Annotated in this window: 19 protein-coding genes; 9 read left to right on the plus strand and 10 right to left on the minus strand. The window is 61.4% G+C overall.

What is annotated here, in order from left to right:
- Positions 1–121: 121 nt before the first annotated feature.
- Positions 122–547, minus strand: a complete 426-nt coding sequence (locus ACYG9R_RS28500) for a hypothetical protein (RefSeq protein ID WP_155923357.1) — start codon at positions 545–547, stop codon at positions 122–124.
- A 121-nt stretch (positions 548–668) separates the two neighbouring features.
- Between ACYG9R_RS28500 and ACYG9R_RS28505 the strand changes: the two genes are divergently transcribed.
- The 3 genes from ACYG9R_RS28505 to ACYG9R_RS28515 all read left to right on the plus strand — a co-directional run bounded on the left by ACYG9R_RS28505 (position 669) and on the right by ACYG9R_RS28515 (position 5,935).
- Positions 669–2,189, plus strand: coding sequence for a phosphomannomutase/phosphoglucomutase (locus tag ACYG9R_RS28505; protein WP_031199982.1), 1,521 nt, complete (start codon positions 669–671; stop codon positions 2,187–2,189).
- 13 nt (positions 2,190–2,202) lie between these two features.
- Entirely contained in the window at positions 2,203–4,503 is a 2,301-nt protein-coding gene (locus ACYG9R_RS28510; protein WP_050590588.1) for a mannose-1-phosphate guanylyltransferase/mannose-6-phosphate isomerase, read from the plus strand.
- Positions 4,504–5,215: 712 nt separating this feature from the next.
- Positions 5,216–5,935, plus strand: a complete 720-nt coding sequence (locus tag ACYG9R_RS28515) for a Crp/Fnr family transcriptional regulator (RefSeq protein WP_023697353.1) — start codon at positions 5,216–5,218, stop codon at positions 5,933–5,935.
- Positions 5,936–6,653: 718 nt separating this feature from the next.
- On the opposite strand, the gene ACYG9R_RS28520 is transcribed toward ACYG9R_RS28515, so the two are convergent.
- The 3 genes from ACYG9R_RS28520 to ACYG9R_RS28530 are packed head-to-tail and all read right to left on the minus strand — an operon-like array spanning position 6,654 to position 10,541.
- Positions 6,654–7,706 (minus strand): GNAT family N-acetyltransferase, encoded by a 1,053-nt coding sequence (locus ACYG9R_RS28520; protein ID WP_023715460.1) that lies wholly within the window; start codon positions 7,704–7,706, stop codon positions 6,654–6,656.
- 18 nt (positions 7,707–7,724) lie between these two features.
- Positions 7,725–9,308: an oligosaccharide flippase family protein gene (locus ACYG9R_RS28525; protein ID WP_023715459.1), complete on the minus strand. Its 1,584-nt coding sequence runs from the start codon at positions 9,306–9,308 to the stop codon at positions 7,725–7,727.
- A 9-nt stretch (positions 9,309–9,317) separates the two neighbouring features.
- Positions 9,318–10,541: a DegT/DnrJ/EryC1/StrS family aminotransferase gene (locus ACYG9R_RS28530; RefSeq protein WP_023825214.1), complete on the minus strand. Its 1,224-nt coding sequence runs from the start codon at positions 10,539–10,541 to the stop codon at positions 9,318–9,320.
- Positions 10,542–11,252: 711 nt separating this feature from the next.
- Between ACYG9R_RS28530 and ACYG9R_RS28535 the strand changes: the two genes are divergently transcribed.
- Together ACYG9R_RS28535 and ACYG9R_RS28540 are read left to right on the plus strand one after the other, a co-directional pair.
- Positions 11,253–12,437: an acyltransferase family protein gene (locus ACYG9R_RS28535; RefSeq protein WP_023825213.1), complete on the plus strand. Its 1,185-nt coding sequence runs from the start codon at positions 11,253–11,255 to the stop codon at positions 12,435–12,437.
- 21 nt (positions 12,438–12,458) lie between these two features.
- Entirely contained in the window at positions 12,459–13,547 is a 1,089-nt protein-coding gene (locus ACYG9R_RS28540; RefSeq protein ID WP_023697358.1) for an acyltransferase family protein, read from the plus strand.
- A gap of 8 nt (positions 13,548–13,555) precedes the next feature.
- Here the strand turns inward: ACYG9R_RS28540 and ACYG9R_RS28545 are convergent, their stop codons facing one another.
- The 4 genes from ACYG9R_RS28545 to ACYG9R_RS28560 form a co-directional block, all read right to left on the minus strand.
- A complete protein-coding gene (locus tag ACYG9R_RS28545) occupies positions 13,556–14,497 on the minus strand; it encodes a glycosyltransferase family 2 protein (RefSeq protein ID WP_196813649.1) in 942 nt (313 codons plus the stop codon).
- 30 nt (positions 14,498–14,527) lie between these two features.
- Positions 14,528–15,499: a glycosyltransferase family 2 protein gene (locus tag ACYG9R_RS28550; RefSeq protein WP_196813648.1), complete on the minus strand. Its 972-nt coding sequence runs from the start codon at positions 15,497–15,499 to the stop codon at positions 14,528–14,530.
- Positions 15,496–16,308: a polysaccharide deacetylase family protein gene (locus ACYG9R_RS28555; RefSeq protein ID WP_023697361.1), complete on the minus strand. Its 813-nt coding sequence runs from the start codon at positions 16,306–16,308 to the stop codon at positions 15,496–15,498. Before ACYG9R_RS28555 ends, ACYG9R_RS28550 begins: the two co-directional genes overlap by 4 nt.
- A gap of 396 nt (positions 16,309–16,704) precedes the next feature.
- The gene (locus ACYG9R_RS28560; protein WP_050590586.1) at positions 16,705–18,351 is read right to left on the minus strand and encodes a glycosyltransferase family protein; all 1,647 of its coding nucleotides are present in this window, start codon (positions 18,349–18,351) and stop codon (positions 16,705–16,707) included.
- A gap of 181 nt (positions 18,352–18,532) precedes the next feature.
- Between ACYG9R_RS28560 and ACYG9R_RS28565 the strand changes: the two genes are divergently transcribed.
- The 4 genes from ACYG9R_RS28565 to ACYG9R_RS28580 all read left to right on the plus strand — a co-directional run bounded on the left by ACYG9R_RS28565 (position 18,533) and on the right by ACYG9R_RS28580 (position 22,468).
- On the plus strand, positions 18,533–19,018 hold the full coding sequence (locus ACYG9R_RS28565; RefSeq protein ID WP_023697363.1) for an acyltransferase: 486 nt from the start codon (positions 18,533–18,535) through the stop codon (positions 19,016–19,018).
- A 297-nt stretch (positions 19,019–19,315) separates the two neighbouring features.
- Positions 19,316–20,341, plus strand: coding sequence for a Gfo/Idh/MocA family protein (locus tag ACYG9R_RS28570; RefSeq protein ID WP_023697364.1), 1,026 nt, complete (start codon positions 19,316–19,318; stop codon positions 20,339–20,341).
- A gap of 1 nt (position 20,342) precedes the next feature.
- The gene (locus ACYG9R_RS28575) at positions 20,343–21,485 is read left to right on the plus strand and encodes a DegT/DnrJ/EryC1/StrS family aminotransferase (RefSeq protein WP_023715456.1); all 1,143 of its coding nucleotides are present in this window, start codon (positions 20,343–20,345) and stop codon (positions 21,483–21,485) included.
- 11 nt (positions 21,486–21,496) lie between these two features.
- Positions 21,497–22,468: an NAD-dependent epimerase/dehydratase family protein gene (locus ACYG9R_RS28580; RefSeq protein WP_460221866.1), complete on the plus strand. Its 972-nt coding sequence runs from the start codon at positions 21,497–21,499 to the stop codon at positions 22,466–22,468.
- Between the two features lie 99 nt (positions 22,469–22,567).
- Here the strand turns inward: ACYG9R_RS28580 and ACYG9R_RS28585 are convergent, their stop codons facing one another.
- Positions 22,568–22,801 (minus strand): hypothetical protein, encoded by a 234-nt coding sequence (locus ACYG9R_RS28585; protein WP_023825209.1) that lies wholly within the window; start codon positions 22,799–22,801, stop codon positions 22,568–22,570.
- Between the two features lie 95 nt (positions 22,802–22,896).
- Entirely contained in the window at positions 22,897–23,211 is a 315-nt protein-coding gene (locus tag ACYG9R_RS28590; protein ID WP_196813647.1) for a hypothetical protein, read from the minus strand.
- Positions 23,212–24,519: the final 1,308 nt, after the last annotated feature.

Genomic DNA, 24,519 nt, shown 5'->3' on the forward strand with positions numbered 1-24,519 from the left:
CGATACAGAGCTTCATGGCGTCCGCCCGATGTTCTCATAAGAGCCGGGGCCCGCGATCCCGGCTTTTGCAGAAAGACTACGCCGACGTGGGGGAAGGTAAACGCCGCCAATTGGCGTAGACCTACATCCTTTGCGAATGAAGAATGCGCGGCAGACCGGCCCTTATCTTGGCTAGAAATGACTTCTGCTGTTCCAGCAGCAACTCTCGTGCTTGGTTTGCCGCAAGATCGTGCGAGAGGATAACCAGCTTGGCTGAAAGACGTTCGCCCCTATCCCCGTTTTCCGTCGCCTCCAGGCAAAATGCGGCACAATCTGTCATTCGTTTCCGAGCTTGGCGAAGTCGTTCCGATTCCCTTTCGATCTCCGGCTGAATGAGGTCGAGCGCACGCGCCAAAGCCTGGAAACGCCTATCATCGACGTTCTTGTGAAAGGACAATCCGAATGATGTCAGCGGCACTACAGAGCCACAATTGATGTTGGCGCCCGATGCGGGCCTACCCCCACGATACGCGACCGCCATGCCTGGACGAGATATCCTTTCGATCATCGATCGGCACCACCTATTGGATGAAGCGGCACTAGCCGCGGGGTAGCGCTACCCGAATTCATGAAGGGGCCGAGGTTCGCGGCCATGCTAGGAATATTGGCGCAATCCCGGAGCGGTAGCCGTGACCTTAACGATAGTCGCCCAAGCCAGGCCAAACACATTCGCGTTCGAGAACAATGCTCTCATCAAAGCCACTGGCTTCCGGGAATATGATGCGCGGTGGTGGTTCGGCCACCCTGGCTCGGAGAAAGAGCCCGAGCTCAATTTGATGGGCGCCCAAGCACTGGGAATGGGTCTCGCCACTCTGATCCGCCGAATGGGGGTCGGCCCGGAGATCGTCACGGGTCACGACTTTCGCAGTTATTCAATGTCCATAAAGATGGCGTTGGTCTCAGGGCTGATGGCGGCTGGCGCACATGTCAAGGACATCGGCCTGGCGCTTTCCCCGACCGCCTATTTCGCCCAGTTCGCACTCAACGCTCCGTCTGTTGCGATGGTCACGGCTTCCCACAATGAGAACGGCTGGACCGGAGTTAAAATGGGCGCACAGAGACCGCTAACATTCGGTCCTGACCAGATGACAGCCCTCAAAGCGCTCGTACTGAACGGCGACTTCGATCTTGTCGGTGGCGGCGGCTACGAATTCGTGTCCGGATTTCGTGAGAGATACATCGACGACTTGACTGCCGGAAGGACGGCTCGACGCAAGCCGCGCGTGGTCGTGGCCTGCGGCAACGGGACGGCTGGCGCATTTGCGCCACAGGTGCTGAAGACCATCGGCTGTGACGTGATCCCACTGGACGTGGAGCTCGATTACACCTTCCCGCATTACAACCCCAATCCCGAAGACATGCAGATGCTGCATGCCATCCGGGACAAGATTCTGGAGACCGGTGCCGATTTGGGTCTCGGCTTCGACGGCGACGGCGACCGCTGTGGCGTCGTCGACAATGAGGGCACCGAGATCTTCGCTGACAAGGTCGGCGTCATGCTGGCGCGAGACATTTCCAGCCTGCATTCGCAATGCACCTTTGTCGTGGACGTGAAATCAACCGCGCTTTTCATGACGGATCCAGTTCTGGCGCGAAACGGCGCGCGCACGGACTATTGGAAAACGGGACATTCCTACATCAAGCGGCGGGTAGCCGAGCTTAACGCAATCGCCGGCTTCGAGAAATCGGGACACTTCTTCTTCAACCCGCCGATCGGGCGTGGCTATGATGACGGCCTTATCACGGCGATTGCTGTCTGCGAGATGCTCGACCGTAATCCGGGAAGGACGCTGGCCGAACTCTACCGCGCCCTGCCCGTGACCTTCGGCACCCCAACAATGTCCCCCCACTGTCCCGACGAAGTCAAATATGGCGTCGTCGACAAGGTCCTGGGCGACTTCATGAAAATGAAGGGGGACGGGACCGAGTTTGCGGGGCAGCCGCTTGTTGATCTGGTTACCGTCAATGGGGTGCGTGTCGTGGCTCAAGACGGCACCTGGGGTCTGGTCAGGGCTTCGTCGAACAAGCCCGAAATTGTCGTCGTCGTCGAAAGCCCCGTCTCGTCGGAGCGACGTCGACAGATGTTCGAGGCGATCGACGCCGTCCTGCGCCGCAATCCAGAGGTCGGAGCCTACAACCAGACATTCTGAGAGGAACTGAAGCATGGCACACCGGATCGTAAGTTTTGTTATGAGCGGCGGGGTCGGGTCCCGGCTGTGGCCGCTCTCGCGCGAAGACAATCCTAAGCAATTCCACGATCTCTCGGGGGATGGCTCTATGCTGGCGAAGACGGTTCGGCGCCTGAAGGCGTGGCCGGACAACGAAACGCCGATCTATCTGATAGCATCCGAACGCCATGCCGAACGCGTCATCTCCGACATTAGTTCGCTCGGTCTGAACGGGGGAAAGCCAATTTTCGAACCGCTGGGCCGCAATACGGCCGCAGCGGTCGCCATTGCGACACTGCAGACGATTTCGGAGCACGGCAACGAAGCGCTTGTGCTCGTGGTTCCCTCCGACCATGAGATATCGACCGAGACGCAGTTCTGGAAGACCGTTGAAGCGGGTATGCCCGCCGCCGGCTCGGGAAGCATTGTCGTGTTCGGCATCAAGCCCACTCATCCAGAGACCGGGTACGGATACATTGAGGTTGCGGCCAATGGTGACGGCGCAGCCGCGGTCTCACGCTTTGTCGAAAAGCCGAACATCGAGACGGCGCAAAAATATCTGTCGTCGGGGAGGTTTTACTGGAATGCTGGTATCTTTCTGTTTCGTGCCGACACGATGCGGAGGGCTTTGCTCGAGTTTCACCCGGAGATCTGGGAAACCGCCGAACGCGCCTTCAGCACTGCCAAGGTGGATGTGTCGGGCGTTTACCTGCCGCAAGGCTTCTACTCGGCTGTCCCCTCCACATCGATCGACTATGCAGTCATGGAACATGCGCGGGGCATCGCGATGGTGACGGCTTCGTTCCGCTGGAACGATCTTGGGTCGTGGCAATCCTTGCTGGAGGCCAGCCCCGTGGACGGAAACGGCAACGTCGTAATGGGCGATGTCGTCGCCATGGACTGCGACAACTCCTACCTCAGAAGTCAAGGTCGGCTGCTCACCGTCATAGGAATGAAGGATGTGGCGGTGGTCGCAACGCCGGACGCCATATTCATCGCCCCGGTCAGCCATAGTCAGAACGTGAAGAAGGTCGTCGAGCAACTTGAGAAGAGCGGGCGCCTCGAGACGAAATTCACAGCGTCGGAAGACCGGATCATTGTCAGCGGATCATGGCGCAAGCGCGTCGAGCACTGGCTCTTCAACGAGACCCTTCCGCTTTGGTCAGACGCAGGCGTCGACAACGCGCATGGCGGCTTCCACGAAGCGCTCGGTTTCGATGCCAGGCCATTGGGCAAACCCAAGCGGATGCGCACGATGGCTCGCCAGATCTATGCTTTCGCTGTGGCCAAGGAACGTGGCTGGACGGGGGCCGCCGACAAGCTCATCGATCATGGTATAGACTTCATCGCAAAATACGGCCGCACAGATCGTGGAGGCTGGGTACGCACCCTCAATTCCAATGGAAGCGTGGCCGATCCGGCGGAGGATGCCTACGACCATTCCTGCGTGCTCCTGGCACTTGCTCATGCCTATCGCTGCGGCCACCAACCTGCCCTTCAGCTTGCACAGGAGACATTTCATTTCATCGATTCGCACCTTGAGGATGGGAGCTTAAATGGCTTCCTCGAGACACCAGGCTGGAACGGGGTTCGGTCCTCGAACCCACACATGCACATGCTCGAATCATTCCTTGCCTGGTACGCCGCAACCGGCGATCGCGCATATCTGCGTCGAGCGGCTCGCATCATCGATCTATTCCGCAGCCATTTCTTCGACCAGGAAAGTTGGACGCTGGGCGAATATTTCGATGCCGACTGGCTGCCGTTGCCCGGAGACAAGGGACAGTGGACCGAGCCTGGGCACCATTTCGAATGGGCCTCCCTGCTCGTCGACTTCGCGCGGGCAACCGGACAGAAAGATCTGGCTGCTTACGCGAGGAAACTCTACTCGTCGGCGGTCGCCAGCGGACTGAATCGAGCCACAGGGCTGGCTTATGCGGCCGTTTCGCGACAAGGGATGCCTCTCGACAGGCTCTCGCGCAGCTGGCCTCAATGCGAAGCCATCAAGGCGGCGATCGCGTTGGACAACATCGGTGGGCCTGATCTGAAACCCGAGATCGAAGCTCGCGTCGCGCGCCTTTTCAGATGGCATATCGATCCCGCGCCGCTTGGCCTGTGGATGGACAGGATCGACGAGCGCGGTCGGTCGCTGGCGACGGAGGTTCCTGCCAGCATCTTCTACCATTTGGTGACGGCATTGATGCAATATCTCGACAAGACTGAGGGGCAGGTTCAGGCGTTTCCGGGACTTTCTCTGAAAGCGGACAGCCTCGTTGCGAAGCAGAATTATGGTTGAAGAAAGCGACTGCTCATCGCGTCACGACGCGGCAGATCTTACTCCAAACAGCGAGTCTTCTCACCGTTCGTGCTGATGCGGTGGGAGGTACCGCTAATTCGGTATCTTCTTGCCTCTGTGTCACCATGGCAAACTGCGGTACCTTAAGCAGAGGCCGCGCCCACAAACACGAGGGTCTCCCAGCTTCTGGCGGCGTAAACTTATCAAAGTGTGGGAAGTAGAAGCTTTTTGTCCGGGCAGCTGAAGGGCGACGATGGCAAAAAAGAAATCGCGGGACAGGCGCAGTGGTGATCTCTTGAAGCTGCTTGCAACAAGACCTCGGGTAGTTGCGCTTGCAGCGCTGCATGTGAGTGAATCGGTCCTCTTGGAACTTGAAGCATCGGAGTTGTTATCTCCGGCGCAGATCAGGGGCCTGCTGCGGGATGCGTCCCTGACGTTGCGCAATGCCGCCGACCAGGCGGACAATCGGAGCTGTCTCGTTGCCAGTGAGATCGTTGAGTCAATGAGGGAGAATTTTAAGAGGAGTAAGTCATAGATAATACAAGCTCTAGGCGGCATCAATCGACCCGTGGCCTATTCCGATCCAGGTTTCGACAGGAGATTGATGTCGTGGCACCTTCCTTTGGCGAGATCTGAAAGAACGCTCATAAGCTAAAATTTAATATGCATGATGAGTTTCAGGAGGGTACATAGGAATTGGGTAGGGTTAGGGATGACACAGGCTTCACGTTTTTTTTCGAGAGGAGATGAGCACAGTTTGTCATACGTTGGACTTAACGATGACGACGCCGCTCTGATCAAGACCCTCGGCTTCGCCGCGAAGCGGTATCTAGTCGACGCGGTAATCTTCAGCCAAGGTGACGACAACGATCGTATTTACGTCGTCGAGTCGGGTTGGGGGTGCATTTCCCATGAGCTTCCGGACGGGCAGCGACAAATTCTCGATTTTGCCCTGACTGGCGATGTCGTTCTGTCTCAATCACCTGGAAGCGGCTCTATTGGGACATTCGTAGCTCAAACTGAACTTTCATTGCTGGTGGCACCCACCAAGACATTGACGCTTGCCGCTATGAAATCGCCTCGTCTGTTCGCGTTCATCGTTGGAGCCCTCTTGCGCAATGGGGCGGTTATGGCTCAGCACCTTGCCAGCGCAGGACGACGCAACGCATTAGAGCGGACAGCACATTTGCTGCTCGAGCTGACAGCGCGTCTGCAACGAGTAGGCGCAGTTGACCGCAACGGCTTCGACTGCCCGCTCACCCAATACGACCTCGCTGACGCCCTTGGCCTTACTCCGATCCACGTCAATCGAATGCTGCGGGAACTTCGCGAGCGGAAGTTTCTCGAATTCCGGCAGGGGCATGTCCGCCTGCTCGATTACCGCGGTCTGGCGAAGTTCGCTGGATTCGACGGCGAATACATCAAGAGTTGAGCGCCGGGCGCCTTAGCCCTTGGAACCCTCGCTTTGGTAAAGCGCGCTCGAGCGCTGGACTGGCCGCAACGGAATTCCCGTTGGTGAATAGCTGCAGCGATGGAAAGAGAGTTGCGCCGAGCTACAAACCACTCCGAACCTGCCGCTCCGCTTAGGCAAGCTTTTGCGTGTTTCTTAAGCCTACCAAGTAAGATCGGGCATAAAGCTGCGTCAGCCTGGATTAGCTGGCAATATGGCCTGCAGGTCCCACATTTGCCGTTTTATTCGGAGTACGCCTGATACCATACGCTTCGCCTCTACTCCTTGATTATTCGTTTGGATGAATTCTTCTTATATAATCAATAGCACATAATCGTTGTCACCGGGCGCGAAGTAGATCCTGCCGGTCAGGTCCGGCGGCGTTTGCCGCTACCCCGCAGACTTCGGGCCGCACGCGCTCATTTGGCCGGGAGCGGAATCCGCGCAAGCGGCCCGACAGCCTGTTGGGGTGCAACTTGTCTGACTGTCGGGCCTCACCGGCTCCCTGGGTGGCGTTGCCGGCTGGAACGATGGTAATATTAGGACCTTCGAAGTAACACCTTTCAGAGCCGTTTTCCCCGGCTTTGTGGCACCCGGTGAAGTTCTGCTTGGCTTCTGGGCTAGCACTGGGGGCGGGTCGGTCGTCCTCAGCAATGCAGAGCTCGATCCGTTTGCTCAATCGGCTAATGTCGCTGCGTCGTCACAGAAGTCCGAACCGATAGAGCGCGCTGACCGCAAGTGGGCGGAAGATCGCACCATAACGCCCGGCTACGGGCTGACCCCAACTCTGCTTGTAGTCTTGCCCGGAACCGAGATCGAACTGGCGATACGCAGCGCTTGCCGCCCATTCGATCGAAGCCTGCATTATGCGGACACCGACCCAAAAGCCGTCGTATTCGGGGTCGCGAACGATGCATTGGCCGAGCACGGCACCGTCCTGACACATCAGGACGGTGCCGGCCGTGCGCCGACCGCCGTCGAGCAGGTGCAAGGTGTGGAACTGGATCGGACTGTCGGCGGTCTGCCGTTTCATGAAGGCGCGCCAGAACCGCAGACGATCCTCCGCGGCGACCGTCTCCTCGGCGTCGTTGCTTTCCCACACGCGGCTCCACTGGGTGCAGCACCATTCCAGGTCGCCCACATCGTCGACGCGAAGGCGCATGAACTCGTCGCAACGTTGGCGGGCCTTGCGCACATTCTTGCGGTGATTGCGGCTCCAGAGTGCCTCATAGTCGCCCTGCAGGTCGACGCGGTAGTTGTCTGGAGACCAGTAGGATCGCGGCTTGAGATCCACGACGCTCTTGTCGAGCCCCGCCTCGACCCGGACCTCGACACCCAGGGCGTGTAGCGCCCGACCAAGAGCGGCGGGAGAGGACGTGGGCGCGATTACGCCAGAAAGCGATTGATAGGCGACGGGCTCCCAGTACCGGCGGCGGCGACGCAGCGAGATGAGCGCGGTCGGCCGGCCGCTCTCCGTCGCCAGGGCGTGGCGCTTCTGGACGCTCGTAGGCTGGGTGAGTTCACGATAGAGATCGCGGTCGCAGCCGGGAATTGCCGGTAGGTCGTCTAAGACCTGGTCGAGGGTCGAGTTCCAGACATCAAACCAGGCGATTTTAACGCCCCGCGAGGTTAAGGGGGTGACGATGCGGGCAGCGGAGATCACGGCGGGCGCGGCGAGATGGCCCAACGCACGCTTGAAATCCGAGCCGGCGGCTTTCGCGCCGGCAGAATCCATGGCGTCAGAGTGATTCATCACCGGTTCCCCCTGCAGTCAGTGCTTGTCTGCCATCCAGGCAATCCTTCGAAGAAGCGGTCCGCCGGTGTTCGCGTCGGCCGGCGCAGGCGCCTGCCCCTGTTCGGTGTCCTCACCCAGGAAGCGCCGGAGGTGGGCAAAGGGCGCGCGCAGGCGCACAGGCGCCAAGGCCTGGATCCTGCCCAGCAGATAAGCCAGTTCGGCGGCAAACGGATGACGGGTCCAGCCCATGGCCAGGAACCAGAACACTGCGCCAAGCCCGCCGCCCAGGACAGTCTGTAAGACCGACAGGTTCATGTCGAGGCCGTTCAGTCCGATGACGACGAGCGGGCCCAGCGCCGTCGCGAGGGTGGCGACGGCGCTGGGCAGTAGGGCGCGCAGATATTCGCCGACGCTCAATTTCAGCCGCCGCATCAGGAACCAGAGGCCGACGCCCACCTGGATCGGCGTGGTGGCGAAGATCGAGAGCGCTAGCATAAATGGGCCATGCTGGGCCGCCAGGATCATGATCAGGCTGGTGATCGGCAGGGAAATGATCCAGGCCTTGGCCGTGTCTCGGATGCCGCCGACGGCTACCAAGGCCGGAAACATAAGGGGGACGGGGAAGCAGAGCATGGTGGCGGCCGCCATCACTTGCACCAGCGGGATGGAGGTCTCCCATCCTGGTCCCAGTAGGGTGTGCACCAGGGGATAGGCGAAGAGGATGACCATCGCCAGGCCCGGCCAGTGGAATGCGGTCAGGCTGGCGGCGGCTTTGAGATAGGGGGCCTTGAGGGGACGCCCCGTGCGCGCATGGGCGGCGAACCCTGGCAGGGCCACCGCGGAGATAGCCGATATGACTAGGCGGCTGGGCATCTGTGTGACCTGTTGGGCTCGGCTGTAGAGACCTACATCGGTGCTGCCGCTGGCCCGCCCCAGCATGAAGGTTGGAATGACCTCCCCGAGGGTGGTCAGAAGGCCGGTCGCGGTGTTCAAGCCGCCGAACGCCAGAATCTCGCGCCATTTTGTGAGCTCGATCCGGAAGATGGACAGGTCCGGGCGCATGAGGACGGCAAAGACAAAGGTGGAGAGCGGATAGCTAAGCGAGCCCCAGGCGAAGCTCATATAGCCGAAGCCCATCATCACCAGGCCAGTTGTGGTGATGTTGCCGACGAGAGCGGAGCCCAGGTTGATGGCCGCGATGCTCCAGAACTTTAGGTCGCGGCGAAGCAGAGCCACGATCGGCGAACCGATGCTGGAGAACAGATAGCCGAATGCCACGGTGCGGACAAAGTTCTCCAGACGCGGTTCGTGGGCGAAGGCGGCATAGAGGCCCGCCGTCGCGACGAAGGCGGTCGTAAGGACGACGGCGACCGCCAGCATCAAGGTGAAGGCAGTGCGTATTTCCCCCTTCGAGAGTTTTTCGGCGTTGACGATGTAGTTGGTGACGCCGAAGTCCCGCATACCCTCGGCGAGCGCGACGAGGCTGGCGCCAAGGAAGGCAGCACCGATTTCGTTGGGTGTCAAAAACCGCGACGAAACATACAGCGTCGCCAAATTCAGGATGAGGGTGGCGTACTTCTCGAAATAGACCGCGACCACGGCGCGCCGGATGCTCGCCATTCCTATCTCTCACTTTCGCACAGACCGGCCCCGATGTGGGACCTCCATCACATCTCGCTTGAATTCCAGAATTGGAGTCATGGGCCTTGGATTTTGAACCCGGGTAGCCTTGATCAGGGTCGAGGCGACCTTCTGTTGATCCTCATCGGTCATCTGGGGATAGAGGGGAAGGACGATGGTATGATCCTGGGCTGCCTCCGATTCCAGCAAGGACATGCGCAAGGGGCGGGAGGCATAGACGTCCTCGCGGTGAGCGCACATGATACCGCGGCGGGTGGCGATATCGGCATCCAGCATAGCCTGCATGACAGTGCGCTGGTCGGCGGAGTCCGGCAGACGGACACAGAAGCTCTGCCAGTTGGTGCGCGCGTAGGCCGGCTCGCGCACCAGGCCCAGCCATTGCGCCTCGCCGAGCAATTCGGCGTAGCGGGCGGCAAGCGCGCGGCGGCGGGCCACGATGCCGGGCAGGCGCTTGAGCTGCTCGCGGCCCACAGCGGCCTGGATGTCGGTCATGCGATAGTTGTAGCCGAGCACTGGGTGCGTCTCGAAGATCACCTGGGTCGAGCCGTGGCGGACCGTGTCGGGCACGCTCATGCCGTGCTGGCGCAACGACTTGAATTTGGCGACCCAGTCAGCGTGCTTGGTGGTCAGCATACCGCCATCGCCGGTGCTCATAATCTTGCGTGGGTGGAAGGAGAAGCAGGCCACGTCGCCGTGCGCCTTTCCGACCTTCTCCCATCGACCGTGCCAGAAGATCTCGCTGCCGCTGGCGCAGGCCGCGTCCTCGATTAGGGGCAAGCCCCTAGCCTTGGCGATGTCGACCACAGCAGCCATGTCGCAGGGCAAGCCCATTTGGTGGACCACCAGGATCGCGCTGGTTTTGGCCGAAAACGCGTGCTGGATCAGAGCCGGATCAATGTTGTAGGTGGTCGGATCGATGTCGACGAAGACGGGGATCGCGCCACAATAGGCCACCGAATTGGCTGTGGCGATGTAGGAGTGACTGACCGTGACCACCTCGTCGCCGGGCTTCACCCCCGCCGCCAGCAAGGCCAGGTGCAGGGCCGTGGTGCAGTTCGAGACGGCCGCAGCGTGCGGCGCGCCTGTGAAGGTGGCGAATTCCGTCTCGAAGGCCGCCACCTCGGGGCCTTGCGTGACCCAGCCGGACAGGATGACGCGGCGCGCCGCCTCGGCCTCGGCCCCATCCATGGTGGGCTTGATGATCGGAATCATGTCAGATCCTCAGAACGAAAGACCTACTCGGTGCGAGAAGTTCCACTGGTCGTATCACGACAAAGCCGGTGGCTCACCTTGTCCTATTGTGGGATGCAGATACCGACGGCCGGCGTGCCTGGTGTATTGGGACAGTTGGGTTCCTACCATACGGATACCGCTTTCGGTCAGCGGACAGGCTCTGAAACAACCTTCCGGCCCCATTGCAATGGGGCAAGCAATGTGTGGCCCGACATTTTCGGCGGGGAAACGCCAAAATGTGTCGCACCCGCCATTCGATAATATACGCTAGCACTTGAATTTTGAATTCAATACAGGGATTTCCGGCGGGTGGCCTACAGCAGATTCATCTACCCTGAATCACCAGTTGTGGCAGTGTGACAATGCAGCTTAGCGTCCAGTCAAGCCGAAGCGTATGTTGTGCTGCGAGATAAGCTCGGCCTGGGAGGAAAATGTTATCGTTACGCTTCTTTTCATTTATCCATCGTCTGGAAGAGACGAGTAACCCACCTATAGACCGACCGGCGCGCAAACAACATTTTTCAGGATCTCAATTTGGCGAGACGTACGCCTGCACCGTCACGCTCAGAGCCTACGCCTTCTGGCCGAATTGATGTGACAAAGAGTTAGGCGTTTATAACCAAGAAAGTCTGACGGCCCCCGGGGCCGAACCATGTCTCGGTTGCGGAGCATCGGCTCGAGTATTGACCCATGGCAACCATTGATCAAGGCGCGATTTTCGCCGTCCGGTCGGCCAAGGCCGTCGCCCGGCCGGCGGAAGATCGTATCGCCGGCTTCGACGGCGTGCGCGCGATCGCCGTCCTGATGGTCTTCATCAGCCACAAAACGACCCTGCCGCACCACGATTCCTATGGTTCCGTCGGCGTCTGGCTCTTTCTCGTGCTAAGCGGCATGCTCATCTCCTCGATTCTGTCGGAGATGCGCGCAAAGGTCGAAGCGGGGGTCCAGTCGACCTGGCGGTCGATGGGTGACTTCTATCTGCGCCGCAGCCTGCGCATTTTCCCACTTTATTACGCCTGTCTCGGTGTTTTCGCACTGGGTTCGCTGTTCACCTCATTCGTCGGCTTCTCGCGCGTGGAAGCGACGATCTACGCCCTCTATGGCACCAACATCTATATCGAGATGACGCCGACCGGGGCCCACGGTCATTTTGGTCACCTCTGGTCGCTGTCGGCGGAGGAGCAGTTCTACCTGCTCCTGGCGCCGATCCTGCTGTTCACCCCGCGCAAATACCTGCTTCGGATTTGCATCGGCTTCATGCTCGCCGGCGCGGCAAGGCTGGCTTGGCTCGTATCGGTGAACACCCACCCGAACGCCATTCACGTCGATCCGCTGATCGCCTTCGGCATGCTCGGCGTCGGCGGCTTTCTCGCCTCATTGAAAAACTTCAAGCCGCCCGCATGGCTGGTGAGTGCGCAATCCCAGGCGGCGGCTGGCCTGGCGTTGATCGCGATCCCGCTGGTCTTCGGACATTTCCGGGACGCATGGAACGTCTTCGGACCGCTGACCTGCACTGTGGCCGGTTTGTTCCTATTCCAGATCGCCCGCAACCAACAGACCCCGGTCGTGGCTTTCCTCAACCTGTGGCCGCTGCGCTCGCTCGGCCGGGTGAGCTATGCCTTCTATATCCTGCACCAGTTCGTCCATTTCTACGACGTCACGGCGGTGCTCCATAAGCTGCATCTGGAGATCGACGCGCCGGCTAACGTTCAACTGGCCCTGGAGCTTTTCATCACCATCGCGCTGGCGACGCTCTCCTGGCACTTCTTCGAGCGGCCGCTTCTGCGGTTGGGCGCCAGATTGACGGCGCGGGAGGGCACCGAGGCCAGCAGCGCAACCGCTGCCTTGTCCCCTGGCCGGCAAAGAGCCACGTAGAAGCGGGCGGAGCTACGACCAATGCGACTCGACGACGAACGCCGCATCAAGGGTTTTGATGGCTTGCGCGCGATCGCCTTCGTCTTCGTATTCATTAGCCACAAGTTTCATCAAGGGACGTATGGATCCCTTGGCGGCGACGGGGTGATGCTCTTCTTCGGGCTCAGCGGCCTCTTGATCACCCGTATCCTGGCTCGCACGCGGGTGGCAGTCGAGGCTGGCGAGACGACAACGCTTGCGGGTCTGGGGCGATTCTATCTTCGACGCACGGCCAGGATATTCCCCGTCTATTACGCGACGATCGGCGTTTTCCTGATCGCCTCGCTGTACGTTCACTTCGATGGCTTCGAAGGCGGCGCGCCCCAGGCCATGCTGCTCTACGCCACGAACATCTATGTGTTCACGACCGGCCACTGGGTAGGCCATTTCAACCACTTCTGGACGCTGGCGATCGAAGAGCAATTCTATGTGCTGTTTGCACCCTTGCTGCTGTTCACCCACAGCAAGGCCGCCGGTCAGATCTGCGTTGCTTTCGTGGTTGTGGGTCTCATCACTCAGGCGGGCCTCGAATGGGCCGGAGCATCGTCCAAGGTCATCGGCTTGAATCCCATGATCGGCTTTGGCTATCTCGCCTTGGGTGGTCTGGCAGGACTGAACCTCGACCGGCGGGTACCGGCATGGCTGGTTTCCACGGCGGCCCAGAGCATCGCCGCCCTGGCGCTTCTCATCTTGCCCCTGACAGTCCTCAAGGACGAGATCGTCTGGCGCGTCTATGCGCCGGCAGTCGCGGCTACAGCCGCGCTTCTGGTCTTCCAGATCGCGAGGAACCAGGCCTCGCGTTTCGTCGCCCTTCTGGACACAAGGCCCCTGCGCAACCTGGGACGCATAAGCTACGGCTGTTACGTTTTCCACGAGTTCATTCATTTCTACAACGTCGAGGCAGCGGCCCGGAAGTTCGGCGTCGCATTCGAAGCGCCGGACTGGATCTCGGCCCCCATCGAACTTGTGTTGACCATCGGCTTGGCGACCGTCTCCTGGCGATTCTTTGAACGACCAATCATGGCCTGGGCCCATCGGGCGACACCGAAAGCCGCGCCGGCCATCGCCTGAGCCCCCCCTCAGCTTGCCAGACCGAACAGCTTCCGCAGCAGACCAATGTTGTGGTTCAGGCGCAGGTAATATTCGCGTTCGGGCCGGTCGAGCATCTGGAACGCGGCCAGCACCGGGGTGGCGACGATCATCTTGATTGCTCGCGCGATCTTCTGGCCTGGCGTTTTCAAACCTCTCAGTTCCACCTCGCCTTCCTTGCGCGCGCGCTCTGTGAGCCACGCGCGCGTAAGACGGCCAGCATCGACCTTGTGGTCCACGACGAAGGCATCCGCGTACCAACAGCGATAACCTGCTCCAATCAGATCGGTCATCATCTGGGCCTCTTCCCCGCTGGCTAGGTTCGAGCCGACCCGACCGGTCTTTACGTCGAACCCACCATGAGCTTGAAGCGCGCTGCGGCGGAACAACAAGTTGGCGCCGACGCCGATGGGATGATCGGTCGTGTCGCGGAAGCCGTCCTCATCGACCACCGACAACAACAAGCGCGCTCGCGGTCCGAGCTGGCTCGGCGGTATTTCAAGACTGCTGGCGTCGTCGGGCCAGTGTGCGACCACCCGCCCCGCCAGGATGGCGGTCTGGGCGTCACAGCGGGCCGCGTAGGTGATCGCCGCTTGTACCCAGCCGGGCCGCGGCACCGCGTCATCGTCCAGCAATGCAATCCAATCGCCTTTGCCTGCCTCGAAACCCGCGTTACGGGCCCGGGCAACGCCGGGCTCGTCGAGCCGTATGAAGCTCAGTCCCGGGCGCGCCTTCAGGGTCTCCAGCACATCGGCGTGCGCCGGCGCCGAGGCGCTGTCGATGACGATGACCTCCACCGCCTGGCCGACGCATTGCGGCAGCAGGGCGTCGACGTTTTCGAGGACCTCGTGGCTGCGGTTGTGTGTGGCGATGACGATGCTAATGGCCGGGGCACCTGTGCTGATCTTCGGCGCGTCCTCGGCGTCGTGCATGCCCATCCGATCCTTAAGCTCCACGCGCGTTCAGTCCAGCGCCGCGTCCTCGACGGCCGGCGGGCGCGCGCCTAGGCCGATCGACCAGAAGAACGCCGCGCGCAACGGCGTCGGCCTCACGAGCTGCCTAACCGCCCGGAACGGAAACACCAGCAGCGCATGACGCACCGCGAACCGCACGCCCTTCGCATCCCCCTTGGCCGCCCGCTCCACCGCCGCATCGGCGAAATAGGTGTAGAATCCCAAGAGCGTGGCGAAATAGGAATGCAGCCATTCCTTCGGTGAGCGCCACTTGCGCCAGACGGGTATGGCGTGCCGCATAAACACCCTGCGCGTATAGGGAATCCGGCTCAGGACCAAGGCGTCGTAGGATCCCGACGGACGCTGGCGGAACAAGACGCATGGCACGGCCACATGCTCCACATGCCCACCGCTGGCGACGCGCATATGCCAGTCCCAGTCCTGGTCGGCCAGCAGGGTCTCGTCGAAATAACCGTAGGCGTCGCGTACCGCGATACGCGCCATCGTGGCGCCGATCTGCGGGAAGTAGCCGTCCAGCATCATCTTCAGATGATCGCCGTCGGGGCGCACGTCATTGGGGATGGGAGGCGCGATCGGCCGCAGACTAGGATCGGCCATCACAACCTGACCGAAGACCGCCTCCACCTCCGGCTGGCGATCGAAGAGTTGCAAATGCGGCCGCACATGTTGCTCGGTCCACACGTCGTCGTCGTCCAGGAACGCCAGGAACTCCCCCGAGGCCGCTTGCATCGCGGCGTTGCGCGCGGCGCCAGCGCCCGCGGTCGTCACGATGAGGTGCTGCGCGCCATGGGCCTGTGTCACTGCGCCGGTGGCGTCGTGGTTGGAGCCGTTGTCGCCAACAAGGATCTCAAACGTCAGATCCGGGCCTTCGAGCGCGCGAATGCTCGCCAGCGACTGGTCCAGGTACTGCGGACGGTCGCGGGTCGGGACGACTACCGAGACGATGCGCGCCTGACTCACCCCCATTCCTCCCACCGATCAAAGACGCCCGCCAGGGCCGCCGAAAATACCCGCATGTTGTCGAAGCGCGTGATGAAGGTCCGCGCGATGGTGCCAGCCGAACGCGTCTCCTCTGCCTGGGCGTACACCAGCTCATAACCTGCTGCCTTGGCCTCCCGCATGGCGATCGGGGTCCAGTTGGTCGATTGGCCGAGCGGAATTGCGAACGAGGTCGGCGCAAAGCCGAGCCGGGCCTCGATCATAGTGCGCGAGCGGTCCAATTCCTCACGGGCGGCGGCGCCGTCCAGCTGTCCAAAATCGGGATGGCTTGCGGAGTGGCTGCCGATTTCGGCGCCGTCGGCGGCCAGGCGCTCCAGATCGCGCCAGCCTAGAACCTCGTCGGTCGGCCAGGGAGACCCGCCTTCGCTCCAGTCGGTGACGACGAAAAGGCTCCAGGGAACCGCGAAGTCTTTCAGGATTGACGCGGCCTCGGTCATCACGCTGCGCAGACCGTCGTCGAAGGTGATGGCAAGGTCCATCGGGTCGCCCCCCGTCCGAGCGATCTTCGAGGCCGGGACGAACCGGTAGCCTCGCGCCGCGGCCCACTCCAACTGGCGACGGAACAGCTTCGGCGGCACGTCGTTGTGATCCATCAGCGGCTGGCCGACCGAGTGGTAGGCCAGGATACGGCCGCCCGAACGGCTTACGCGTCGGCCAAGGACGGACATGCCCTCTCGTTCGAGGACCATGCGTGCGCCGACCAGATGACGCCTTTCGACACCGAAGGCGCGGACAGCCCGCTTCAGAATCTTCGGCGGTCGCCCAATCATATTCACCTTCGCCTCAGTTCTTTTTGTCGGTGTCGAATAGCAGGCCTCATGGCAAGTATGACTTCTGACGCCAACGCCACCATGTCGAAACCCGAGGCACCCATACCCATCCCGTCAAACGCAATCCTCACCAGAAGGAAAGCAAGGCCTCAACAGGCTCTGTTCCGTCGAACTTATCAGAATGAGGTGCTGAACAGACCAGAGTCAAAAAGGGTATCCCGGTATGTTTTTGTCAGCCTGCTAAATCAAAAGTGTAATTCGCGATGGCTGCCTGACTGACAGCCCTTCAGGCTATAGGGGTACTGGGAATAAGGTGTGCGGGTCGCATCTGAAGATCGATCTCGCGTCGCAGACGCGCCCGACGAAGGGACGCCGGGCAAACCATGCCGTTAAAACTCACATCCAGCTGTCGCCCCTCAGCCGGCTCGCCGACCGCGGCAGCCATTCGGGAAGCAGGTTGCGGACTGCGTCCCAAGGCCCGTCGAAGCTCTTGGTCCGCGCCAGGCGCCGCCATACCCGTAGCCGTTCCGGCAGCGCCATCAGGCGCAGGGAACGCTTCAGGATCGCCTCGGCGCTGTCGAACTCGCCGAACACCTCGTTGAGCAGGATGTCGGGATATCCTTCGTAGAATTCCTCGTTCGCGGGCGCGCCATTCCCACGCAGCGGTGTGACTGGCGGGATCGCGACGGCTCTGGCGTAGAGAACCTCCAGGCTTTCGATCCAATTCGGCGTGGTGTGCAGCCGCTTGACATTGGCCGCCGTCTCATCGCCCCGCCGACGCAGCGCCTGCGGGTCGGCGAGCCAGTCCGCCAGGATGCGGTTATACTCCGCCATCGAGGTGGCGAAGCCAATGGTAGGCGCCAGCCCAGGCATATCGGTGCTCATGACGTTAGCATCCAACGGATAGGGAAACAGCGTCGCGCAGGGCGCGCCCAGCCCGCCGGCTTCCAGCATCGAGGTAATCGATACAAAGGGGTAAGAGTCGAGATAGATGTCCGCCGCCTCGAAGCTGAGCGAAGGATCGGGCGTCTCCGGCCGCCCAATGATCCGCCCGCCGGTCGCCGCTATGGCGTCTTGCCAATCGGCCGGCTCGCCCGGCCCGACGACCAACAACCGCGCATCGGATCGGGCCAGCAGTGCCTCGACATGCATGTCGGCGAACGACACCCCGCCCATCGTCCGGTATTTCACGCCGCGCGCGACCGAAACCAGAAGCGGTCCGTCGACCGGGATGCCGAGCTTCTGGCGCGCCTCGGCCCGGCTGTGCTTGCGGATCGGCGGATCGATTTGGATCGGCAGGATGGCGTGACGCTTAGCCGAGATCCCACGCCGTTCCACCACCAGACGCTCGCCCGAGACGCGCGAACTGGCGATCAGGTCGCACACACAGAGCCCGACCCAGAAGGCATGGTCGGCATGGTTGACCAGCACCACGGGCGGTCGGTTGCGCTCGTCGGCGAAGGCTATACTGGGCGTCGGGTCCTCGTTGCTGACGTGCAGGACGACCAGGTCGAAATTGAGCGACAACTTGCGGAGCGCGCTGGCCCATTCCACCGGTCCGCCGCGTGTTGCGCCGATTACGTGGATATGTCCGCCACGAGCCTCCACGGCCTGGCGCACCGAGGCCGGCGGCTTCCCCGGATGGCGCAACAGGGCCAGGGAGTGATGACGGCTCTCGTCGGCGACGATCCAGCGGCGCATCATCCGCGTCAAGCCGCCGACTTCGCTCAAGGCGGTGGCCACATGCAGCACGCGGCCGATCTTCGTTCGCGTCGGTCGCGCAGTTTCGGCCTTCGGGGCGAGTGTCCGTCGCGCGATCTCGATCAGGATTTGCTCAAGCGGCTCGGACCGATAAAAGCCGCAATGCCGCTTGCGTGCAAGCGTGACCGCCGCCTCTACATAGGCCGCCGCGGAGTTGAGGTCGTCAGCCTCCAGACAGCGCTCCGCCTCACACCGAAGGCATTGAAACTCTTCATAGTTGTGACGCATACGCGCCACCTCGGAATCGGAGCGCACGGCTTCAAATCGCATCGTCTCCGGCATCCTTCCCCCCACGGTCGCGGCCTGCCCTAGAACTTGTTATACCTAGTGGTGAAGGCTTGCCAAGCGACAAAGCAGGTTACATAGAACTGTAGCCGACCGCTGCTATCGCTTCAGCGGCGCACCAAGGATCATATCCGATTTGCAGGCGATGGCACGTGACAGACAGTTCCAGGGGGAAGCGATGCCTATTTCGGACAGTGTGGTGCTGCGTGGCGAGGTCGTCATCCACCACCCCAGTATGGTGAACCTCTACGGCTGCGAGGTCGGTAACGGCTCGCGCATCGGCGCTTTCGTCGAAATCCAGAAGAATTCCTCAGTCGGCGAGCGCTGCAAGATCTCCTCGCACACCTTCATCTGCGAGGGCGTAACCATCAAGGACGAGGTCTTCATCGGCCATGGGGTGATGTTCACCAACGACCGTCTTCCCCGAGCCACCAACCCGGACGGGAGCGCGCAGAATGAAGCCGACTGGAAAATTGAGCCGACCCTGGTCAAGAAGGGCGCCTCCATCGGCTCCAACGTCACCATCACCCCGGGCGTGACCATCGGAGAACGGGCCCTGATCGGCGCTGGCGCCGTCGTCACCCGTGACATCCCCGACTTCGCCATCGCTGCCGGCGTGCCAGCCCGTGTGGTCGGAGACGTAAGGACCGCAAAGACTGGCTGACCCCCCTCGGCCCCTCTCGGCACGGCTTCGTACACCGAATTGCGATCCTTTGGTGTATTCGGAGAGATCATTTGAGGTAGATCCGGCGCCCTGCCCTCGCCTGGCTGGATGATCCTGAGGGGGTCTTGATGACCCAACGGCCATAGTGACCGCACCGCTTCGCAGCTTCAAACTGCATTGTGAAGAGGTCGAGGTGGCACGGCATTGAGCGATCGGCGCATCCCTTCTCAACCAACGACAGGCTCCAACAAGCCTCCAAGACTCCGGTGGGCGGGGGCGGAGTGAAGGGTAGTCAATATGATCAATATCGGCATCATCGGTTACGGCTATTGGGGGCCGAACCTCCTGCGCAACTTCATGGAGATCCCCGATGCCCGGGTCCGCGTGGTCGCCGACCTGGACCCCAAGAAGCGCGAGTTGGTGAACCGTCGCTATCCGGGTGTGCAGTCCACCAGGGACGTCCAGGCCCTGTTCCAAGATCCCGAGATCGACGCCATCGCCGTGGCGACGCCAGTCAATAGCCACTTCGAACTGGGCATGTCTGCGCTGAAGGCCGGCAAGCATCTCTGGCTCGAGAAGCCTATGACCGAAACCTCGCTACAGGCCAGGATGCTGGTTAATGAAGCGGACAAGCGCGGGTTGACCCTGATTGTCGATCACACCTTCATCTATACCGGTGCAGTCCGGAAGATGCGCGACATCGTCGCCGCCGGCGACCTCGGCCAGATCTATTATTACGACGCCACCCGGGTGAACCTGGGCCTCTTTCAGAGGGACGTAAACGTCATATCCGACCTGGCGGTCCACGACTTCGCGATCATCGACCGTCTGTTCGAAGAACATCCGACCGCCGTTTCGGCCAGCGGTATCAACCACTTCCCCGGCACCCCGGAAAATTTGGCCTACATTTCGCTGTTTTACGACTCTGGCATGATGGCGCACATCAACGTGAGTTGGCTAGCTCCGGTGAAGGTGCGTAACATACTGGTCGGCGGCTCCAATAAGATGATCACCTACGACGATCTGGAGCCGTCCGAGAAGGTCAAGGTTTACGACAAGGGCGTCTCCTTCACCGACGACCCGGCCAAGATCCACGAGATGCGCGTCGGCTACCGGACGGGCGACATGTGGGCGCCCAAGCTCGACTCCACCGAGGCCCTGCGTATCGCCGGCCAGGAGTGGATCGACTGCATCGTCGAAAAGAGGGTTCCCATCGCAGATGGCCGGCTTGGCCTGCGCGTGGTGGAGATCATCGAAGCCGCCACCAGTTCCATGCGCGGGCGTGGCGAAACCGTGCACCTGCGACGCAAAGATGCAGCCTAATATGATCCCGTTCGTAGATCTGAAAGCCCAGTACACCACGATCAAGCTCGAGGTAGATGCCGCCATTCAGCGCACTTTGGAGAGCTGTCAGTTTACCCTGGGCGCTGACGTCGCTGAATTCGAAAAGGAATTCGCCGCCTATTCGCAAGCGGCCTTCGGCGTCGGCGTCAATACCGGCACCAGCGCCCTGCACCTGGGCCTGCTGGCCGCCGGGATTGGACCGGGCGACGAGGTGATCACCTCCCCCTTCACCTTCGTGGCGACGGTTGCGGCCATTTACTACACAGGCGCGACCCCCGTGCTCGTCGATATCGATCCTGCGACCTACACCATCGACCCGGCCCAGATCGAAGCCGCGGTCACGCCGGCCACCAAGGCGATCATCCCGATCCACCTCTACGGCCAGCCCGCCGACATGGATCCGATCATGGCCATCGCCCGGAAGCACGGCCTGATGGTGCTGGAGGACGCTTGCCAGGCCCACGGCGCGGAATACAAGGGCAAGCGCGTCGGGGCCATCGGCGACATGGCAGCTTTCAGCTTCTATCCCGGCAAGAACCTCGGCGCCTATGGCGAGGGCGGGATGCTGACGACCAACATCGCCGACCACAACCGTGCGGTTCGCATGCTGCGAGACTGGGGCGCCGAGCGGAAGTACCATCACGAAGTCAAAGGCTATAATTATCGCCTGGAAGGCCTTCAGGGCGCTGTCCTGCGTGTGAAGCTCAAACATCTGGACCGATGGACCGAGCAGCGACGCGCCACGGCCGCCCGCTATGACGCCATGTTCGCCGGCATCGGCCTGTCGACCCCGTTCGTCCGCGACGATGTGCGCCACGTCTACCACATCTACGCCGTGCGTACGCCCGACCGCGCGCGCTGGGGGGAGGCGCTGAACGCTCAAGGCATCCAGTCGGGTATCCACTATCCCATTCCGGTTCACCTGCTGCCCGCCTACGCCGATCTCGGCTACAAGCAGGGCCAGTTCCCGCACGCCGAAAAGGCCGCCGCCGAGGTTCTCTCCCTACCTATGTTCCCGGAGTTGACGGAGCAGCAGCAGGACGCGGTCGTGGCCGCGGTCATCGAATTGCAAGCAAGCGTTGAGCGGGCCCCACTCAACCGGAAACACGCCTCGAACCGATGACAGGGAATACGATGAAACTTGAAGGCTCTCGCATCCTGGTGACCGGCGGCTGCGGTCTGGTCGGCTCGACCACCATCGACCTGCTGCTTAAGGAGCACGCGCCGGAAAAGATAGTGATCCTCGACAACCTGGTCCGCGGCAGCCTGCAAAACGTCAAGGACGCCCTGCAAGACCCGCGCATCGAACTCGTCGAAGGCGACATTCGCGACGTGGCAACTGTCCACAGGGCCACCGACGGCATGGACGCCGTCATCCACATGGCAACCCTGAGGGTCATCGCCTGCGCCGCCGAGCCGCGCGAAGCCCTGGGCGTCATGTGCGACGGCAGCTACAACGTCATTGAGGCCGCCCAGGCTAAGGGCGTGAAGAAGATCTGCGCGGCCTCCTCGGCCTCGGTCTACGGCCTGGCCGACCTCTTCCCGACAGAAGAGAGCCACCACCCGTACAACAACCGCACCTGGTACGGCGCCAGCAAGGTCATGCTGGAAGGCCTGTTGCGCTCGTTCAATGACATGTACGGCCTTCCCTACGTGGCTTTGCGCTATTTTAACGTGTACGGCCCGCGCATGGACCTGCATGGTAAGTATACCGAGGTTCTAATCCGCTGGATGGACCGCATCGACGCCGGCCAGCCGCCGCTGATTCTCGGCGACGGTTCCACCACCATGGACTTCGTCTATATCGAGGACATCGCCCGAGCGAACATCCTGTCCCTGCTTTCTGACGTGGAGGACGATGTGTTCAACGTCGCCAGCGGCGTGGAGACCAGCCTGAACGAACTGGCCGCCTCACTCCTGCGCGTGATGGACTTCGACCTTCAGCCGGAGTACGGGCCCGAGCGCAAAGTGAACCCCGTCTCGCGGCGCCTTGCCGACACGTGCAAGGCGGAAAAGATGCTGGGCTTCAAGGCGAGCATCGACCTCGATGAGGGCCTCACCCGCCTGGTCGACTGGTGGCGAGCCACACGCGGGCAGGTGACCTGACGAACCGCTCGCGCGACGACGAAATCTTTCCTGGTAGGCTTGCCCCTACATGGCAGAAGCGTGCGATCCTTGACATGGGCGCGCCCCGCGGCGTCACCCTCACCCGCCGCCCATCGCGACGTAGAATATGCAGTCGCTCCACATGGCGTAAATGAACGCAGCCAGCTTGCGCGCTATCGCAGGCCTAGCGATGGCAAGAGCGTTGCCGATCTCCAGGCCCCAGCTCTTGATCTTGTCCTTGCCTTGAAGCGCGTCATCCGTCCCGACACCCGCCTCGGAGAGCGCGCGCCGCACGTCGGCGTCGCCAGCCTTTGAGATAGGGACCTCGAACATCGATCGAAGCGCCCGAGTGCCTGGGCCGCGAGACTAGGCCGAAGTAGGCGGCGAGTCGCCTGAGGGACGAATGCGCGTCGGGTCCTCGATCGCTGTCATGAAGAAGTTGCCGTCACCGGGCTGACGCCGCGGATCGCCATAAAGCGCCAGCATGCCTCGCAGCGCGCGACGGTCCTCATGACCAGATCATGCAGCCGGCAGTACTGTCGCCACAGCGCGCGCGGGCCGGTGAGCATGTCGTCTATCAACTCGGCCGCAGCCTGCGCACCGCCTGCGCGAAGGCGCCGCCTCCGACCTTGCCCCATGCGGATGCCGAACGACTTTAACGAGTGGCGGACGGCGTTCTCCAGATAGAGCAGCTTGGCTTTCAGCTTCGCCGGTGCGTTAGCAGCAGGTGCGTTCGGTTGCACCTTTCCGACTTGATATAGCCCCAGCGGGACCAGCAAGTGCGCAGGATTTTGGCGACGCCGACGCGTCGGTCTTGTTGAGCGTGCGTGCGAAAGCGGAAGCCAAGCCGCAGTCCCCCAACGCCGAATGGCGCCGTCCATCTTTGGCTCATATTGGGACACCCTTGGTTTGGCACCGCAATTGCTTCTAAAGCTTTGTCGTGGCGCGAGGGCGCTGCTTCCTGGTTGGCGAAGCAACAGGGCGAGGTAGGCAATGCGCATCCTAGTGGGACCTGCTAAACGAGAAGGTGTTTCTCGAACGATTTTCCATCGACCGTTGGGCGATGCCGATATCAGATCCGAAACGGGGGCGGTCATCATGTCGATAGATGCCGGCGGCATTTATGCAAGCGGTTCGCAATACCGGTACCAGATTGAGTTGACGCTTGATGAACTTGAGGTGCTTGCGAGCCGTCTGGCAATGAGATCCAACTAGAATACTTGGCCGCGCCAGCTCCCCTGACGCAACGAATCAGCTGCTTTAGCTTCGCCGGACCTGAAGGAACTGTCGGCCGGCGCATGCGGTTCTAGCTATTTCTATTTGGCTGGTAGCATGCTTCTGTTGGATTTTCACCAACGACGGCCGATTCATCATTGGCCCTTGTGCGCGAGCTGCCAGGCTAGTGCACCGGACCGTACCGGACGTCGGTGGCACCGTTCGCTGTCCCGATGCCGCTGCCTGGTGCTCGTCAGCCAGATCACCGCACTCTGCACGCAAGATGGAACTGTTTGAAGAATGGGTTATGGCCAGAGCGGCGCCGACGCGGCTTCCGGCGGCACGCCGCCGTCACCTAGAGAACCGCCAGCGCAAGCGGCGCCAACGCCCGCAACGGTGCCTGGCATCACCCTTCACTCAGCCGGCGCCGCACCCACCTGCCCCACTACATCGTGGTGCAGTTCGGCGAGGAACCCCACTGATCCGGGCGGCATTGTCGCCGAGGTCGTAGCGGCCGTAAGCGGGTATTGATGACGTCTGCGCCCTGGCCAAATCCGCGATCACACGCTGGGCACGACTATTGTCGTCTGAAGTCATAACAGAAAATCGGCTCTGCCAAACTTGCGGGATGAAATCACAAGATCAGAGCGCGTCATCAAGTCCGGCTATAAATCCACCGGCAGAGATTGCGACTGAAGCCGCACCCGCCCTTCAGCACCGTAGCTGATCGCACCGCCTACCTTGGTCTCAACCGCGCTGTCACACGGCTTTCGTTCATTCGCATGGTTCGCGGAGATTGGCATGATCGCATACTCTCATCTCATCCGGCGTCGTCT

This window comes from Mesorhizobium sp. RSR565B (assembly GCF_054719465.1).

Coding starts and splice junctions, on each gene's coding strand:
- ACYG9R_RS28540 (WP_023697358.1), top strand. CDS start 12,459: ATGCGACTCGACGACGAACGCCGCATCAAGGGTTTTGATGGCTTGCGC.
- ACYG9R_RS28525 (WP_023715459.1), bottom strand. CDS start 9,308: ATGGCGAGCATCCGGCGCGCCGTGGTCGCGGTCTATTTCGAGAAGTAC.
- ACYG9R_RS28565 (WP_023697363.1), top strand. CDS start 18,533: ATGCCTATTTCGGACAGTGTGGTGCTGCGTGGCGAGGTCGTCATCCAC.
- ACYG9R_RS28570 (WP_023697364.1), top strand. CDS start 19,316: ATGATCAATATCGGCATCATCGGTTACGGCTATTGGGGGCCGAACCTC.
- ACYG9R_RS28515 (WP_023697353.1), top strand. CDS start 5,216: ATGACACAGGCTTCACGTTTTTTTTCGAGAGGAGATGAGCACAGTTTG.
- ACYG9R_RS28575 (WP_023715456.1), top strand. CDS start 20,343: ATGATCCCGTTCGTAGATCTGAAAGCCCAGTACACCACGATCAAGCTC.
- ACYG9R_RS28530 (WP_023825214.1), bottom strand. CDS start 10,541: ATGATTCCGATCATCAAGCCCACCATGGATGGGGCCGAGGCCGAGGCG.
- ACYG9R_RS28510 (WP_050590588.1), top strand. CDS start 2,203: ATGGCACACCGGATCGTAAGTTTTGTTATGAGCGGCGGGGTCGGGTCC.
- ACYG9R_RS28555 (WP_023697361.1), bottom strand. CDS start 16,308: ATGATTGGGCGACCGCCGAAGATTCTGAAGCGGGCTGTCCGCGCCTTC.
- ACYG9R_RS28585 (WP_023825209.1), bottom strand. CDS start 22,801: ATGTTCGAGGTCCCTATCTCAAAGGCTGGCGACGCCGACGTGCGGCGC.
- ACYG9R_RS28520 (WP_023715460.1), bottom strand. CDS start 7,706: ATGAATCACTCTGACGCCATGGATTCTGCCGGCGCGAAAGCCGCCGGC.
- ACYG9R_RS28560 (WP_050590586.1), bottom strand. CDS start 18,351: ATGCCGGAGACGATGCGATTTGAAGCCGTGCGCTCCGATTCCGAGGTG.
- ACYG9R_RS28580 (WP_460221866.1), top strand. CDS start 21,497: ATGAAACTTGAAGGCTCTCGCATCCTGGTGACCGGCGGCTGCGGTCTG.
- ACYG9R_RS28535 (WP_023825213.1), top strand. CDS start 11,253: ATGGCAACCATTGATCAAGGCGCGATTTTCGCCGTCCGGTCGGCCAAG.
- ACYG9R_RS28545 (WP_196813649.1), bottom strand. CDS start 14,497: ATGCACGACGCCGAGGACGCGCCGAAGATCAGCACAGGTGCCCCGGCC.
- ACYG9R_RS28500 (WP_155923357.1), bottom strand. CDS start 547: ATGATCGAAAGGATATCTCGTCCAGGCATGGCGGTCGCGTATCGTGGG.